This window comes from Fibrella aestuarina BUZ 2 (assembly GCF_000331105.1).
GTDB classification, from domain to species: domain Bacteria; phylum Bacteroidota; class Bacteroidia; order Cytophagales; family Spirosomataceae; genus Fibrella; species Fibrella aestuarina.
Map to the genome: position 1 here is coordinate 6,306,560 of NC_020054.1, position 14,426 is coordinate 6,320,985.

Below are 14,426 nucleotides of genomic sequence, written 5' to 3' on the forward strand. Positions count from 1 at the left end.
GTGCGCAGTGAGTTACTGCCATTTACCCCAGTCTTCTTCAAAATAACGCACCAGCACCTGGTTGTTCAGGCGGTTCACGTCGGTGGGGAGCTCGGCCATATCGGGCGGGAAATTACCCATTTCGCCGAGGGTCTGGGCGTTTACGTACCGCAAACCCGCGGGCAACGTACCGGCAGCACGGGCAAAGGGCTCGTCAGGTACGTTACCCGTAGAGGGGTAGGCCAATACATAGCCCCATTCGCCGAACGACGGTACGTAGGCGTGGTAGGGCTGGGTCTGAAAGCCCGCCGCCTGAAGCGTATGCACAATGCACCAGAACGAGCGTCGGCCCATAAACGGCGATGTTGACTGCACGACCATACGGCCGCCGGGCCGCAGCAGCCGGGGCAGTTCGCGGTAGAAGGCCGTGCTGTAGAGCTTGCCCACGCTGTAGTTCGACGGGTCGGGGAAATCCATCACGATCAGGTCGTAGCGGGTGGTGTCGGTACGTACCCAGTTATAGGCATCGGCATTCCAGACGCGCACTTTGGGGTGGTTCAGCGCATTGGCGTTGAGGGTCGTCAGCATGCTGTTTTGCCGAAACAGCCGCGTCATGGCGGGGTCAAGGTCCACCAGATCGATCTGGCGCAGGTGAGGGTAGCGCAGCAGTTCGCGCACGGCCAGGCCATCGCCGCCGCCCAGCACCAGCACGCGGCTCGCCTGTGGCAAGTGGCGCATCGCCGGGTGCACAAGGGCTTCGTGATAGCGGTATTCGTCGACCGAACTGAATTGCAGGTTGCCGTTGAGGTACAGCCGCATTTCATGCGCGTTGCGGGTCAGCACCAGCCGTTGGTAGGGTGTGTTTTTACTGAAAATAACGGTGTCGCGGAAGGTCGCCGTTTCGGCAAAAGTCACGATGCGGTCGGCCCCGATAAACGCGACCAGCAACGCCAGCGCGGCCAGCACCACCGCGGTGCCCATCGACCGGCGGTAAGGACGCGTTTCGGCAAACTGAGCCAGCAGGTACCCCGCCACACCCACGTTGAGCAACCCGAACAGCACCGACGAGCGCACCAGCCCCAGATAAGGCACTAGCACCAGCGGGAAGATAAGCGACGCCAGCAGCGCCCCGATGTAATCGAAGGTAAACACTTTGGAAACCAGCTCTTTGAACGAGAGTTGATCTTCCAGAATCCGCATCAGTAGCGGTATTTCCAGCCCAACCAGAATGCCCGTGAGGCCAACGAGGCTGTAGAGCATGAGCCGGAACGAGGCGACGTATTCAAACAGTACAAAGAGCAGCGGGGCACTGAACCCACCGACCAGCCCCACCAGCAGCTCGACCCGGATAAACCAGCGCAGCAGATTACCCTCCACGAACTTCGACAGCCACGAGCCGATGCCCATCGAGAACAGATAGACGCCGATGATGGTCGAAAACTGCGTTACCGAGTCGCCCAGCAGGTAGCTCGCCAACGTACCCGCGATGAGCTCGTAGATGAGCCCACAGGTGGCAATGACAAACACCGCCAGCAGCAACAGCCACTGCCTCGGCGGGGCCAGCCGCCGCGCGGGCGGGGTTGTGCTGCGTTCACTCACGCCACTCGGCGGTGCCGGATCAACCATGCGAGGCGAAACCAATGATGATCGCTACGGCCAGCATGAACCCGGCCGCCATAATCGCCAGGGCCATATTCTGCTCGTCGACAATCTTTTTCCACAGATTTTCGGGCGCAATCTTTTCGATCACCACAAAGGCAATCACCAGAATGATGATACCCAGCAGTGAGTACACCACCGAGGCAACAAGGGCTTTCAGGTTCAGGTAATCCATGAGACGATTGGTTATTTATGGTAAAACGATGTGCGGCCGCGATACCCCCGGCGCCCCGACGATGACGACGTTTCTTCTTTGTCGTCGCCAAGCAGGCGGGTGCCGGTCAGTTCGGCCCAGGCGAAGACACCCAGCCCCAGCAGGACAAAAAACGGGTACAGGCCGTAGTGCCGATACAAGGTTTTCAGGCGGTTAATCATTTGACGCATTGGGGTTATAATCGCTTTGGGCCCAGCGGTCGCGTTCAAACCAGCGGCCGCGCGCAAACAGATACAGGGGGTAAAGGCCGCTCAGCAGCAGCCAGACCAGCACGTTCGAGAAGGGCGCCGGGCCCGCCGTGACGTGCACATCCAGCGACAGGTTGCCCTCGTCGGTATAGGGCTTAATGGTCAGGAAGTAGCGGCCACTCGGGATGCGCGACAGCGAGGCGTCATCGGCTTTGTCGCCCTCACTCCAGGCCTCGCCCCCATCGACGCCCTGGTAATACTCCACAGCTTTGGTAAACGAATAGGTTTTACCCGTTTTCTGGTTGATTAGCTCGGCCTCAAACTCAGCCCAGTGGTTGTTGAGGTCGGTCACGTATTCCACGCCCACATGAGCCGGACCGTTGATCTGAAACGCGTTTGACCGGACCGTGGGGCGCCCTTCGGTGGTGGCGGTATCTTTCGCCACCGAAAAATGCTGGTTCAGCACCTGCGCCGGATGCGGATTGAGCATCGCCAGAAACAGGTGCAGCACCAGCGCCCCCACCGCCCCCAGCGACCAGATCCGGATCGTCGGAAGCCAACGCTCGTCGGTGGGGTTGGGCTGAATCGCGCCGACGCCGTAGTGCGGGCGCAGTGTTTTTGCGTCCAGGTCAAAGCCTTTTTCCAACTCGTCGGCCTCTACATACCGAGCTTCGTACCAATCGACTGTGTCGCCAACCGTTTCGGCAATGAGCATCGTTGGCGGCTGAATGTATTCGTAAATGGTCAACTGCGCTTCGTCGAGCAGGTTATAATCGAACTCGCCAACTACACTGACGAGTTCGATCTGGTAGCTGTTGAAGAGCGTATACCGCCGGTTGTCGGTTCGGTCATGGACGTAGGCCCCGGCGTGAGCAGCCTGTTTGCCAAACTCAAACATGGCGTGGTGGCTCGTGTATGCTACAAGCGTATGGGTGGTTGGCTCGCTCCACATCCAATGATCGTGATACTCCGACAGAGTTCGGTACGTGCCGTCGTTGAGCAGCAGGTAGTACTCGCGCCAGTCGTACAGGGTACCGGCTTCGCGTTTGACCACGTACCCAACCAGCCGGACCCACAGGCTAAACAGGTAGCCTTCGGTACCCAGAGCGATGGCCGGTTGGCTGGTCGTTTTGTCGAACTGACGAAGAATCTGGGGCGGATCATCGTTTTCGTACTTGAAATACGTCTGGCAGTTGGGGCAACCGTAGTAGTAGCTGCCCGTTACGTCGTAATAGGTGATGGTCGTCTGGCAGCGGGGGCAATCGAGCGTGGCCGACGGTTGCGGCGTCAGGGCAGGCTCGCGTTCGGAATCGGTCATCGCCGGATCTGGTGTTTGGTGTGCTCGGTCCCCTCAAACTGCCGCAGCGTTTCGGCGTAGAACGCCTCTACCTTGGCGGCATTATCGTGCCGGAAGTTAGACAAAAACACGTCGAACGTCGCCAGGCCGAACTCCGGCCACGTATGAATCGACACGTGCGATTCGGTGAGGCATACCACCGCCGTGAAGCCACCTTCGGGAAAGGCGTGGTAGGTTTCGCCCACCTTCGCCAGGCCCAGCGCCCCAATCAGCCCGTCGAAGGTCGCGCGGCAGGCAGCCACGTCCATCAGCTGGTCGACGGGTGCCGAAAACGTAGCCAGTATGTGCAAACCGGGCTGATAGGGAGTCATCGACGGGGTTGTTGGCAGGGGCTTCAACGAGGTCATGGGCAAGTCTGGGGCATAGGCCTATTTCAGTCCGCGCAAAAAGGCGAGGCTCCGGGGCATCTGCTCCATCGAGCGCGACGATTCATCTTCGATGAAAAAATGCTTTACACCCGCCCGCTTGGCCGCCGCCATAAACTGCGCGATGCCGATGTCGCCGTCACCGAGGGCCACGTTCGTTTCCACATCGGCGTGGCCGGTGGCGGTCAGGGGCGTACCCGGCTTGCGGTCTTTCAGATGGGCCAGCGGGAAGCGTTTGCGGTATTTGTTGAGCAGTTCGAGCGGGTCCTGTCCCGGTGCTTTGATCCAGTACACATCCATCTCGAAGTTTACGTAGCGCGGGTTGAGGTTGGCGGCAAGGTAGTCGAAGTAATTCCCGCTGAAACCCGGCACGGGGCCAAATTCGTACCCGTGCGTGTGGTAGCAGAACTTGATGTTCTGATCGGCCAGTAGCCGACCGGCGGTGTTGAAGACGTCGATGGCCCGGTCGGCATCGCCCTGCGAAAAGATATCTTCGGTATGCGGAATCCAGGCGCAAACCACGTAGCTGACGCCCAGCGCTTTGGCGTCCTCAATTACCTTGGGTACGTTGCTTTCCAGGTCCTCAAAATCGGCGCCCATGCTCACGGCTTTGAGGCCGTTCTTATCCAATTCCTTCCGAAACGCAGCGGCGCTTAGCCCATACGTACCCGCCACTTCGACTTCCCGAAACCCCATCTGCTTTACGATAGCCATGGTGCCGGGTACGTCCTTGGCGAATTGCTCCCGGAAACTGTAGAGTTCAAGGCCCACCGGGGCGGACGGCTGGGCCAGCGCAGGCAGCGCCAGCCCAACAGCCAAAGCGATCAGTAGCGATTGTTTCATGTCGGTTTAGGGTGGTTCATGTATCATGGACAAGGAATGATGTATAATGATCTGACGCCGAGCCGATCATTGCCCATCATTCCTTGTCCATCGTACATTATTCATTGTACATCATACATCACTTCTTCCCCCGTTGTGCCTGCACCTCGTCGGGGGTGATGGCCGGGGCTTTGTTGCCGAAGTTACTGCGAATGTAGGTCAATACATCTGCGATTTGTACATCCGTCAGGAAGTCGTGCGAGGGCATCACATTGTCGTACGGTTCGCCTTCGATCTCTACGTTTTGCAGGCCGTTGAGCAATACGCCAATCAGGCGGGTCTTGTCGCCGTTCACCCAGTCGGTACCGCGCAGGGGTGGGTTCAGGCCGGGCACGCCGCTTCCATTGGCCTGATGGCAGGACAGGCAGTTCTGTTTATAGATCAGCTCGCCGGGTTGCGCGGCCACCACCGACTGACTGACGGGGCGGGCCGACACCGGCTTGGTGGCTTTCACGGGCTTTTTGACCTGCGCAAAACTGGTCGTTGCGGCCAGCATCAGTAGCCATACGAGTTGCTTCATGGAGTAGGCATACGCGGGCTTGTTCGTTGAGGGCGTATGATTCCCTAAAAATAGGGAGTGTTTGTCAGCGGACCGAATCATGCGGCGTTTCGAGCAGGGGCAACGTCACGCTGAAGGTATTGGTGCATTCCTCGATCTGAACAGGCCTGTCAGTCAGGTGCCGGTATTTGGCCGTCAGGTTCACCAGGCTATGCTGCGTGGTCACGATGACCCGACTTTTGCGCTGCCGGGTATTGCTCACCCGAACCGACGGCCCTGCTACCGGCTCCACCTGAATAACCAGGGGCCGGCTTGCCGACATGCTGTTGTGCTCCAGCGCATTGTCCACCAGCGTTTGCAGACACAAGGGCGGCACGCAGGCAGCAGGGGCCGGGTCGGCAGGCAGGTCGATGCGGATGGCCGCCCCGTACCGTACCCGCAGCAGCTGCGCATACGTACCCACAAAAGCCAGCTCCTCCCCCAAGGGCACCAGCGGCCGGTTGCCCGCCTGTAGCATGTAGCGGTACACCTTGGCCAAATCATCCACGACGCGTTCAGCCAGAGCGTTGTCTTCCCCGATCAGGGCCGAGATGGAACTGAGGCTGTTGAAGAGAAAGTGCGGGTTGACCTGCCCCTTGAGTGCGTCGAACTGCTGTTGCAACACGGCTTGTTGCAGGCGTTCGGCTTCGGTGGCGTTCTGTTTCCATTGCTCAAACGTGTAGAACAGGCCCAAAATGGTGCAAAGCAGCACATCGAACACACCGCCCAACACCCAGATGGCCTGCACCGTCTGCCAGGTAAACCGAACACCCGTGGCGGGCACCAGACTGTAGACCCACACATCGACGATCGCCAGCACAACCGTACACACGGCCACCGCCAGCAGCATCACCCACAAACGAGCGTGCGTCTGGCGCACGTCGGGGAAACGCGCGATCACCCGCCGCACCACCACCGTCAGGGTAATGATGGAACACCAGTACAACCCAAACACGACCAACGTACCTGCCACGAAGGTATCGAGCTGCTGAAAGTACCGCGGTCCGATAAAGAAGTAGTTGCCCAGCGGAAACAACACTGGCATCATGGCCAGGTGGTACCACCATTCATAGTGGGAAAAGAAGCGGGGGCGGGTCACGTTGAGTAGGCAGGGAAAGAAGCTGTTTAAAGATAGCGCATCAACGGGCGGCGGGCGTTAGCAGATTTGGATGTCTGGTAACAAATCAAGGATAAACTGCGCTAAATCGGGTGTCAATTGCACAAGCCGCCACGGCCCGACGCCTCATCGGCCTCCGAGCAATCAGCGGTCAACGAGGCGTCGTGCGGAGACTTACCGGGGCGTTACCGGTTGTGCCGATTCGCCTAGGCGCTGACCGCCAACGTACCTGATCTGGTCACACTACCTACAGACGAATGCCTGCCATCAGCCGGGCCAGACAGTTCAGGCCCGGTTTTGCCCAGTTGATCCGTCGTTCGTGCGCCTTGAAGCAGCTAAGGGGTTTACTTCAGCACGTCAGCGCTTACTTTTATGCCCTGTTGCGCTACCTCCCCGGTTCCTGTCAATGAACGCACCCGCCCATCCCCTGCACCAGCTAAACGACAAGTGGATGCGCATCGTGGGAGTGCCGCTCCTGGCCTTGTTGGGGCAATGGGTTATGTATGGCTACACCAGCGTCCCCTACCCCGACGACTGGCGGATTCCGTTTTTCTTCATGCTGGGATCGGTGCTGGTTTGGGAGGTCAACCGGCAGGGCATTATGCTATCGCGGCAACGCTACCCGAACCTGCCTCAAACCCGGCAGCGAGTGCTGTTTCAACTGCTTTGGTTCGTGACTTTCTCCACCCTCATCCGTATCACGCAAACGGCCTTTTACCACTGGCTAAACCTGTGGCCCACGGAAGATTACCTGCTTTTTAAGCCCTACTTTTTCAACACACTGGTGTCGGTAGTCGGCACCATTCAGGTGGCGGCCTGCTACGAGGGCATCTACCTGTATCGGTGCTGGCGGGCGTCGTATACCGAAACGGTCGAGCTGAAGAAAGAAAACCTGCAAAGCCAGCTCGAATCGCTGAAGACCCAGATCAACCCGCATTTTCTATTCAACAACCTCAATTCGCTCTCGGCCCTGATCAGCAGCGACGCCCCCCTGGCCGAGGAATTTCTGGATCAGCTGTCGTCGGTGTATCGCTACCTGCTTCAGCAGAACACCCGCGACTTGTGCCCGCTGAGCGATGAAATTCAGTTTATCGAGGCCTATTTCCACCTCATCAAAACCCGCTTCGGCGACGGCATCTGCCTGGAGATGGCCGTCGACCCAACGTACCTGTCGTTCCAGGTACCACCGCTGACGTTGCAACTGCTGTTTGAAAATGCCATCAAGCACAACATCATTTCGAGCAGCCGCCCCCTCACCATCCGGCTTTACACGCAGGACAAGTACCTGATTGTCGAAAACAATTTGCAGAAGAAAAAACTATCGGTGCCATCGAGCCAGATCGGTCTGCAAAACATCATGCTGAAATACAAACTACTCGACCAGTCGACGGTGACGGTTCATCAAGACGACCTGCGTTTTCTGGTCAAAGTGCCCCTCATCACGCCCGCCGTCGACGCTGACGCCTTGTTGCTTTAGTGAACCGCCACGATGTCGTGCACCAGCGGCAGCGTTACGCTAAACGTGGCGTCGGTTTCGTCGATACGTACCGGTGTAGTGATCAGGTGCTGAAATTGAGCCATCAGCGCCGACAGGCTGCGCTGATTTATAGCCAGGTGGCGCTTTTTTCGTTGTAGCGAGTTAACCACCGCCACCGTCAGCAATGGGCCAACCCTTACCTGAATGACCAATGGCCGATTGGCCGACATACTGTTGTGCTCCAGCGCATTGTCCACCAGCGTTTGCAGGCTCAACGGCGGCAGATACCCCGGCGGGTCGTTTACAATCACGGGCAACTCGATGCGGATGGCCGCCCCGTACCGTACCCGCAGCAGCTGCGCATACGTACCCACAAAAGTCAGCTCCTCACCCAGGGGCACCAGCGGCCGGTTACCCGCCTGTAGCATGTAGCGGTACACTTTGGCCAAATCGTCCACGAAGCGTTCAGCCAGGGCGTTGTCTTCCCCGATCAGGGCCGAGATGGAACTGAGGCTATTGAAGAGAAAGTGCGGGTTGACCTGCCCCTTGAGTGCGTCGAACTGCCGTTGCAACGCCTGATTACGCAACTGTTCGATTTCGACCTGCTCTTTTTTCCACTCCGTATAGGCGTAGAAAAGATTCAGGACAAGGCAAAAAATGCCCACGTAAGTCACGATAATCAGCCACATCGCCTTGATCGTTTGCCAGGTGAACCCGATCCGAAACAACGATAGGCGACTACAGACGTATAATTCGATCAGGTTCAGCAGCATGGCCGTCAGGCTTACCAGCCCAATCATCACCAGCGTTCGCTGCAACGTCCGCTGAGAACCCGTATAATGGGCCATGATCCGCCGAACCAGGAGCGTCAGCACCACCACCGAACTGCCATACATCAACAGCCCCACCAGGCTACCGGCTATGAAGACAGACCCCTCGCTCAAATACGATTGACCGAAAAAGAGGTAGTTCCCGATGGGAAACGACACCAGCGCCAGCGCGAGATGAAACCACCATTCATTCCTCGAAAAAAAGGCCGGGCGCGATCGCTCAACGAGCTGGTGTACGGGCAGCAGGAACCTCGGAATCGTCATGGATTGACCAATTGATTTAGTCCATTAAAACTACGGATTGTCGGCCGATCATTGTTACCTTATTTACACATAGACAAACAAATAAGCCCCCATTTCGGCTATCGAGCGCGTGGTCGGGCTACAGTTCAGGCATGGCCCGCCGCAGTTGGCAACGTACCTGCGTCAGTTGGTACCGATCCGGGTTGAATACCCCCCCGCCGATCCGTCAGTTTTGTGTCGTCAGTGCACGCTGGCAACCACAAAACAAACAGACTACTGATGAATCGCTCCCAACCCGTCTGCCTGCTCATGAGCACGGTCCTGCTGCTCGGCGGCCTCAGCCTCACGGCCTGCACGAAAACCAACATCGACCCTACCGATCCGATCGACGGTCCGGGCGGTAAGGCTGGTTATCTGGTGGGCACCGTAACCGATCCACACGGCAAGGCCCTGCCCCGGGCAACGATCTACACCGACAACACCGTCTTTAAAGGGCGGGGTTCTGAGGTGAAGACAAGCAGCGACGGCACCTACCAGCTTCAACTGGTCAAAAACCTCGGCCAATGGGTGGCCAAAGGGTACATCCTGAAACAATACAACGACCGGGTTTACAAAATCAGCCTTGACCCTGACAACGCCGATTCGTTCACCGACGCTGAAAAGCCGGTCCGCAACTTCCGCTGGAAACTGACCGGCCACATCCCCGACCTGAGTCTTGATCTGTATTACGGTGGTACGCTGGAGATGTCGCGCGACCTGAACGCCAATGAGCTGCGTGACAACGAAAACGTCGAGTTTACGCTGACGCCGGTAGGCCCGCTGATCGACGGGTCGACGGGAAAACCGCTCACCCTGCGCGCCAAACGCCGCTACGATACCTTTCTGAAAGATATCCCGATGGGCCGCTACCGGATCACCGCCGTTTATAAACCCACCGGGCAGGCCTTGCGGGTGTGCGATTATTACAACGACAGCGACTACACCTACGCCTCGTCGGTAACCGTCGACTTCACCGGCACCGAATCGGCAACCCGGGCCAACATGATGGGTATCAGCTACACCAACCGCTAACCAACCACACCGCTTTAGTCATGAAACGAATCTATCAGGCAGGGTCAATCCTGACCACCCTGCTGCTGGCCGGTTTGCTCGCCTGCCAGCCCCACGACAAGGGCATTGTTCCCAACCCCGAAAATCCCGCCACCGGCACGCCTACCCCCGTTGGCAAGCCCATTGGTACCGCTTTTACCGTCACCATCAGTCCGGCTGGGGGGGTGGTGGCCAGCCCCGATGGGAAGCTCTCGCTGACCGTTCCGGCCGGGGCCGTCAGCAAAGCCACGCAACTGACCATACAGCCCGTGGAAAATACCGCGCCCAACGGCGTTGGCCTTGGCTATCACATCAGCCCCGACACCCTCTCGTTCGCCCAGCCCCTGACCGTCGACTATCGCTATCAGGACAATGAACTGACGGGGCACTCGGCCGAGGCGATCGGGTTGGCGTTCCAGAACAAAGACAACGGCTGGCAACTGGCGCAGCCGGCCATCGTCGACAAAACGCAGCGTCGCATCCGCACCCGCCTGAAAAAAGCCCGCTGGTGGAGCCTCGTCACGCAATACCAGCTAACGCCCGATATCGACACCGCAATGGTTAACGAGGTGCGCAACCTGCAACTGATGCGGGCGATCAATGGCGAATGGCCTACCTATTCGACAACCAGCAGCAAAGACGACCTGCTGACCCCACTCGTTCGCTCGGCCGTCGCCAATCAGGATGTCCGGGGCGCTTACCTGAACGGGCAGGACTGGGGCCACGGCGAGCCCGCCGATCAGTCGTGGGGTAGCCTGACCATCGACTACCATGACGCCAAAATCCTGTATCTGGCGCCCGGCAAGAAGCCCAAAACCAACAACCCGGTCAAAATAGGGATTGCGGTGAGCACGGGCGGGGCCAACGGATTGCTCGTTTTGTTCAGCGACATGTATGTCAAAGGAGACATATCGCTGACGTTGGATGGCCGGGATTTTGGCACCAACATACTGGCGCAGGGCGCGCTGGCTAACAATATCTTGAGTCTGGCCATCCATGGCGTGGATTCGACCGGCAAAAATGGCACGATGGTCGTCTTTGTCAACGATCCCCGTGTGGGCTCGTTCAAGTGTGATCTCGACAAAACATCGGTGAGTACCACCAACGAGGCAGCTAAAAAGCTGGAAGAAACCGGCGAATCGGTCTACTCGGCCTGTAGCAAAGACAAGGCTGCGGAGTGCAGCGTCTTTCTCACGAAACTGGGTCCATCTGCTACCACCGGCTATCTGCGTGTGGAAGGGCGCGTGGCCGGAACGCTGGTAACCCGCCACGAGGAAGACAATACCTGCGGCGTCATCAAGCACATCACCACGCAGGTGCATGCCGACTTTTCGCTCCTGGTGAAGCGCTGACACCCCACAGACCGGCACGCACCCAACCGCGTCTACTCACATCTTTATGCGACCCCCACCAGTTTGCCCGGCCGCGGGTTACCGTTGTACCTTTGAGTGATGAGTGTTTCGAACCGACGGCATCCAGAAAGTGGCTGGTTACTGGCCACCCTCGTCGGGCTGTTGACCACGTTGCCGACGTTGGCCCAACAGCCCGATCCGTCGTTTGAACGCTTCACCACCGACGAAGGACTGGCCAGTGATTATGTGACGGCCCTGCTGAAAGATCGGCGTGGTTTTCTGTGGGTAGGCACCAGCAACGGGCTGAGCCGCTTCGACGGGCAACGGTTTAAAACCTACCGCCGCCGCAACGTACCCAACAGCCTGCTGGGCAATTATGTGGTCAACGAAGGGCTCACCGAAGCCCCTGACGGCATTCTCTGGATAGCTACCAACCGGGGGCTTTGCCGGTTCGATCCGGTCAGCGAGCAGTTCCGGGCCATTCCCATTCCGCCCCAGCGCGACGGGCAGGCCGACAACGATTATACCTCGCCCCTGCGCTTCGACAGGCAGGGATTCGGCTGGTTTTCGTCGAAGTACAGCCTCTACCGCCTCGACCCGAAAACCGATCGCCTGACCGCCTATCCCCTGCCGACCGTTATCGACAATGCCTACGCCGAAGCCTACATCGACCGGCGCGGGCGCTGTTGGCTCAACCACGCCGGTCGGCTCTACCAGTTTGACCCCGGCCGTGGGCAGTTCAGGCATTGTTTGGCCATAAACCGCCAGCAACAGGCCGACTCGACCGTTCAGTTTCGCAGTTTCTACGAAGACGCACAGGGGCGGCTGTTGCTATCGGGCAGTCAGGGCGTCTGGCAGTTCGAGGCGAGCCGAAACGCGTTTATACCCGCGGCCGATCTGCCCACGTCGTTTGTGTTGGCCCTGCAGGCCGATCGGCTCCCCAACGGGCAGGCCTTCTGGTGGCTGGGGGGCGGGCCAAGTGGCCTGATGGCCCACGTACCCGGCACGCAACACCCAAGCTCGTTTGAGCGCCATACCGACGACCGGCTCAGCCACAACGGCGGGGCGGCCCTAACGTTTCTGCGTGATCCTCAATCGGGCATTGTCTGGATCGGCACGGACATGGGCCTGGAAAAAGTCGATCGGTACGCCATCCGGTTTCGGCGCAAGCTACTAACCCCGGCCAGCTCCAACGCCCGCCCCGCGTTTGTGGCCTCCGTCCGGCCCGATACCCGCGACGACAACACGGCCTGGCTCGCCGTACGGGGGATGGGGCTGGTTCGTTGGAATCGGCAGTCGGGCGCGCTGACGCCGGTGTCGTTCGGTACCCAGCCCGAGCGGCGCGATGCCCTGTCGGTGGCGCAGGATGGCCGGGGGCGTGTGTGGGTAGGTATGCGGGGCGGCGTCGGGCGGTATGACCCAGCCTCGGGCCGAGCCGATTTTATCAATGCGTTTATCCCCGCGTCGCAGCGCGCCGGGCAAGGGTTTAGCGCCGTTTTTGCCGACCGGCAGGGCCGCGTCTGGCTGGGTTCCGAACACGACGGGCTCTTCTGGTACGACCCCGAAACCGATCGGATCAACCCCTGGCCGTTGCCAACGCCGCCCCGCCTGGGCTTCGTGCGCCGCATTCAGGAAGACAGCCGGGGCCGCATTTGGGTGCTGACGGGCGCAGGCCTCTATCAGCTCGACCCGCCAACGGGCCAAACGCGCCACGTTCTGCTGCACGGTGCCCCCATTCAACCCACCGATCTGCTTCAGAGCACGTTTTCCATCGACCGCCACGACGGCCTGTGGGTATCGGGCATTGGGTTTGTGGCGCGAGCCGACACCAGTGGGCGTGTACAACGTACCTACACCCTCGCCAATGGCCTACAGGCCGAGCATACCTTCGGCATTCAGGACGATGCACAGGGACACATCTGGCTGGCGACCGACGACCGCCTGCATGAACTCGACCCCCGCACCGGCCGCTTTCGCTACTACGACAAAGGCAGCGGGCTAATCGAAAAAATGGTGTTTCAGCCGGGCGAACTCAGCCTCAACCGCCGGGGTGAACTGTTCATCGGTTACTCCGGTGGCTTCAACTACGTGCAAACCGCCGACCTGCACCCCAACCCCACGCCCCCGCCAGTCGTGATCACTGACCTGCGGATCAACAACGTACCCAGATCGTTGGCCACGCCCGTAGTGCTTCAGCCCGGTGAAACCACCCTGACGCTCGATTTTGTGGCGCTGAACTTCAGCCGGGCCGATCAGAACCAGTACGCCTACCGCCTCGACGGCTTTGACCAGAACTGGGTACCCACCACCGACCGGCAGGCTACTTACACCAACCTCGCGCCTGGTACGTATACGTTCCGGGTAAAAGCCGCCAACAACGACGGCGTCTGGAACCCGACGGGCGCGGCACTAACCCTGCGCGTGGCACCGGCCTATTGGCAAACAGGCTGGTTCCGGCTGCTGTGTGGGGCGCTGGTGCTGGGCATTCTCTACGCCATCTACCAGAACCGGGAAGCCCAGCGCCGCCGACTCGACGCTGTCCGCGAACGCATCGCCAAAGACCTGCACGACGACATCGGTAGCACGCTCAGCAGCATTCGCGTCTTCAGCGACGTGGTGCAGGCGCAGATTGCCCCCGTCAGGCCCGAGGCGGTGCCGCTGTTGCAGCGCATCAGCACCAACGCCACCACGCTTTCGGAGTCGATGCAGGACATTATCTGGACGGTTCAGCCCAAAAACAACCGCCTTCAGGACGTGATCACGCGCCTGCGGGAGTTTGGGCTGCGGATGGCCGAGGCCAAAGACATCCGGTTTACGATGCAGGTAGCCGACGCCTTCGACAGCCTTACCCTCGACATGGAACAACGCCGCAACCTGTACCTTATCGGCAAGGAAAGCATCAACAACGCCATCAAATACGCCAATTGTTCGCGCATCGACATCACCCTGAGCCTCACGGGCCGACAGCTACGGATGACGATTCAGGACGACGGCGTTGGGTTCGACGCCGCTACGGCCCATGCGGGTAACGGCCTCGCCAACCTGCATCAGCGCGCCCGCGACATCGGCGGCACCTTGCACCTGACCACCGCGTCGGGCCAGGGTACACGCATCGACTTGGAGCTAACGGTGTAGG

13 protein-coding genes are annotated in these 14,426 nt (G+C 59.4%); 4 read left to right on the forward strand and 9 right to left on the reverse strand.

Features of this window, described 5'->3' with window-relative positions:
* Window positions 1-12 precede the first annotated feature (12 nt).
* The 8 genes from FAES_RS26140 to FAES_RS26175 all read right to left on the reverse strand — a co-directional run bounded on the left by FAES_RS26140 (window position 13) and on the right by FAES_RS26175 (window position 6,281).
* The gene (locus tag FAES_RS26140) at window positions 13-1,605 is read right to left on the reverse strand and encodes a polyamine aminopropyltransferase (RefSeq protein WP_015334207.1); all 1,593 of its coding nucleotides are present in this window, start codon (window positions 1,603-1,605) and stop codon (window positions 13-15) included.
* Window positions 1,598-1,813 carry a DUF350 domain-containing protein gene (locus tag FAES_RS26145; protein WP_015334208.1) on the reverse strand — a complete coding sequence of 72 codons (216 nt, stop codon included), beginning with the start codon at window positions 1,811-1,813 and terminating at the stop codon, window positions 1,598-1,600. The genes FAES_RS26140 and FAES_RS26145 overlap by 8 nt, the downstream gene beginning before the upstream one ends.
* 11 nt (window positions 1,814-1,824) lie before the next feature.
* Window positions 1,825-2,022, reverse strand: coding sequence for a hypothetical protein (locus FAES_RS26150; RefSeq protein ID WP_015334209.1), 198 nt, complete (start codon window positions 2,020-2,022; stop codon window positions 1,825-1,827).
* Window positions 2,006-3,358, reverse strand: a complete 1,353-nt coding sequence (locus FAES_RS26155; RefSeq protein ID WP_015334210.1) for a DUF4178 domain-containing protein — start codon at window positions 3,356-3,358, stop codon at window positions 2,006-2,008. Before FAES_RS26155 ends, FAES_RS26150 begins: the two co-directional genes overlap by 17 nt.
* On the reverse strand, window positions 3,355-3,708 hold the full coding sequence (speD, locus tag FAES_RS26160; RefSeq protein WP_041258420.1) for an S-adenosylmethionine decarboxylase: 354 nt from the start codon (window positions 3,706-3,708) through the stop codon (window positions 3,355-3,357). Before speD ends, FAES_RS26155 begins: the two co-directional genes overlap by 4 nt.
* Before the next feature lie 57 nt (window positions 3,709-3,765).
* Complete coding sequence (locus FAES_RS26165; RefSeq protein ID WP_015334212.1) at window positions 3,766-4,605, reverse strand: sugar phosphate isomerase/epimerase family protein; 840 nt, start codon at window positions 4,603-4,605, stop codon at window positions 3,766-3,768.
* A 118-nt stretch (window positions 4,606-4,723) separates the two neighbouring features.
* Complete coding sequence (locus FAES_RS26170; protein ID WP_041258421.1) at window positions 4,724-5,164, reverse strand: c-type cytochrome; 441 nt, start codon at window positions 5,162-5,164, stop codon at window positions 4,724-4,726.
* A 64-nt stretch (window positions 5,165-5,228) separates the two neighbouring features.
* Window positions 5,229-6,281: a sensor histidine kinase gene (locus FAES_RS26175; protein ID WP_229364539.1), complete on the reverse strand. Its 1,053-nt coding sequence runs from the start codon at window positions 6,279-6,281 to the stop codon at window positions 5,229-5,231.
* 424 nt (window positions 6,282-6,705) lie between these two features.
* Here FAES_RS26175 and FAES_RS26180 point away from each other — a divergent pair, with 424 nt between their 5' ends.
* Entirely contained in the window at window positions 6,706-7,776 is a 1,071-nt protein-coding gene (locus FAES_RS26180) for a sensor histidine kinase (protein WP_015334215.1), read from the forward strand.
* Here the strand turns inward: FAES_RS26180 and FAES_RS26185 are convergent.
* Window positions 7,773-8,870 (reverse strand): sensor histidine kinase, encoded by a 1,098-nt coding sequence (locus tag FAES_RS26185; protein ID WP_015334216.1) that lies wholly within the window; start codon window positions 8,868-8,870, stop codon window positions 7,773-7,775. The genes FAES_RS26180 and FAES_RS26185 overlap by 4 nt on opposite strands.
* 258 nt (window positions 8,871-9,128) lie before the next feature.
* Here FAES_RS26185 and FAES_RS26190 point away from each other — a divergent pair, with 258 nt between their 5' ends.
* The 3 genes from FAES_RS26190 (at window position 9,129) to FAES_RS26200 (ending at window position 14,425) form a co-directional block, all read left to right on the forward strand.
* The gene (locus tag FAES_RS26190) at window positions 9,129-9,920 is read left to right on the forward strand and encodes a carboxypeptidase-like regulatory domain-containing protein (RefSeq protein WP_015334218.1); all 792 of its coding nucleotides are present in this window, start codon (window positions 9,129-9,131) and stop codon (window positions 9,918-9,920) included.
* A 20-nt stretch (window positions 9,921-9,940) separates the two neighbouring features.
* On the forward strand, window positions 9,941-11,290 hold the full coding sequence (locus FAES_RS29350) for a hypothetical protein (protein WP_015334219.1): 1,350 nt from the start codon (window positions 9,941-9,943) through the stop codon (window positions 11,288-11,290).
* A gap of 99 nt (window positions 11,291-11,389) precedes the next feature.
* Complete coding sequence (locus FAES_RS26200) at window positions 11,390-14,425, forward strand: ligand-binding sensor domain-containing protein (RefSeq protein ID WP_015334220.1); 3,036 nt, start codon at window positions 11,390-11,392, stop codon at window positions 14,423-14,425.
* Window position 14,426: the final 1 nt, after the last annotated feature.

Bases quoted from the DNA above. Each gene is read 5' to 3' on its own strand.
- FAES_RS26140 (WP_015334207.1), bottom strand. From the start codon at position 1,605: ATGGTTGATCCGGCACCGCCGAGTGGCGTGAGTGAACGCAGCACAACC.
- FAES_RS26145 (WP_015334208.1), bottom strand. From the start codon at position 1,813: ATGGATTACCTGAACCTGAAAGCCCTTGTTGCCTCGGTGGTGTACTCA.
- FAES_RS26150 (WP_015334209.1), bottom strand. From the start codon at position 2,022: ATGCGTCAAATGATTAACCGCCTGAAAACCTTGTATCGGCACTACGGC.
- FAES_RS26155 (WP_015334210.1), bottom strand. From the start codon at position 3,358: ATGACCGATTCCGAACGCGAGCCTGCCCTGACGCCGCAACCGTCGGCC.
- speD (WP_041258420.1), bottom strand. From the start codon at position 3,708: ATGACTCCCTATCAGCCCGGTTTGCACATACTGGCTACGTTTTCGGCA.
- FAES_RS26165 (WP_015334212.1), bottom strand. From the start codon at position 4,605: ATGAAACAATCGCTACTGATCGCTTTGGCTGTTGGGCTGGCGCTGCCT.
- FAES_RS26170 (WP_041258421.1), bottom strand. From the start codon at position 5,164: ATGAAGCAACTCGTATGGCTACTGATGCTGGCCGCAACGACCAGTTTT.
- FAES_RS26180 (WP_015334215.1), top strand. From the start codon at position 6,706: ATGAACGCACCCGCCCATCCCCTGCACCAGCTAAACGACAAGTGGATG.
- FAES_RS26185 (WP_015334216.1), bottom strand. From the start codon at position 8,870: ATGACGATTCCGAGGTTCCTGCTGCCCGTACACCAGCTCGTTGAGCGA.
- FAES_RS26190 (WP_015334218.1), top strand. From the start codon at position 9,129: ATGAATCGCTCCCAACCCGTCTGCCTGCTCATGAGCACGGTCCTGCTG.
- FAES_RS29350 (WP_015334219.1), top strand. From the start codon at position 9,941: ATGAAACGAATCTATCAGGCAGGGTCAATCCTGACCACCCTGCTGCTG.
- FAES_RS26200 (WP_015334220.1), top strand. From the start codon at position 11,390: ATGAGTGTTTCGAACCGACGGCATCCAGAAAGTGGCTGGTTACTGGCC.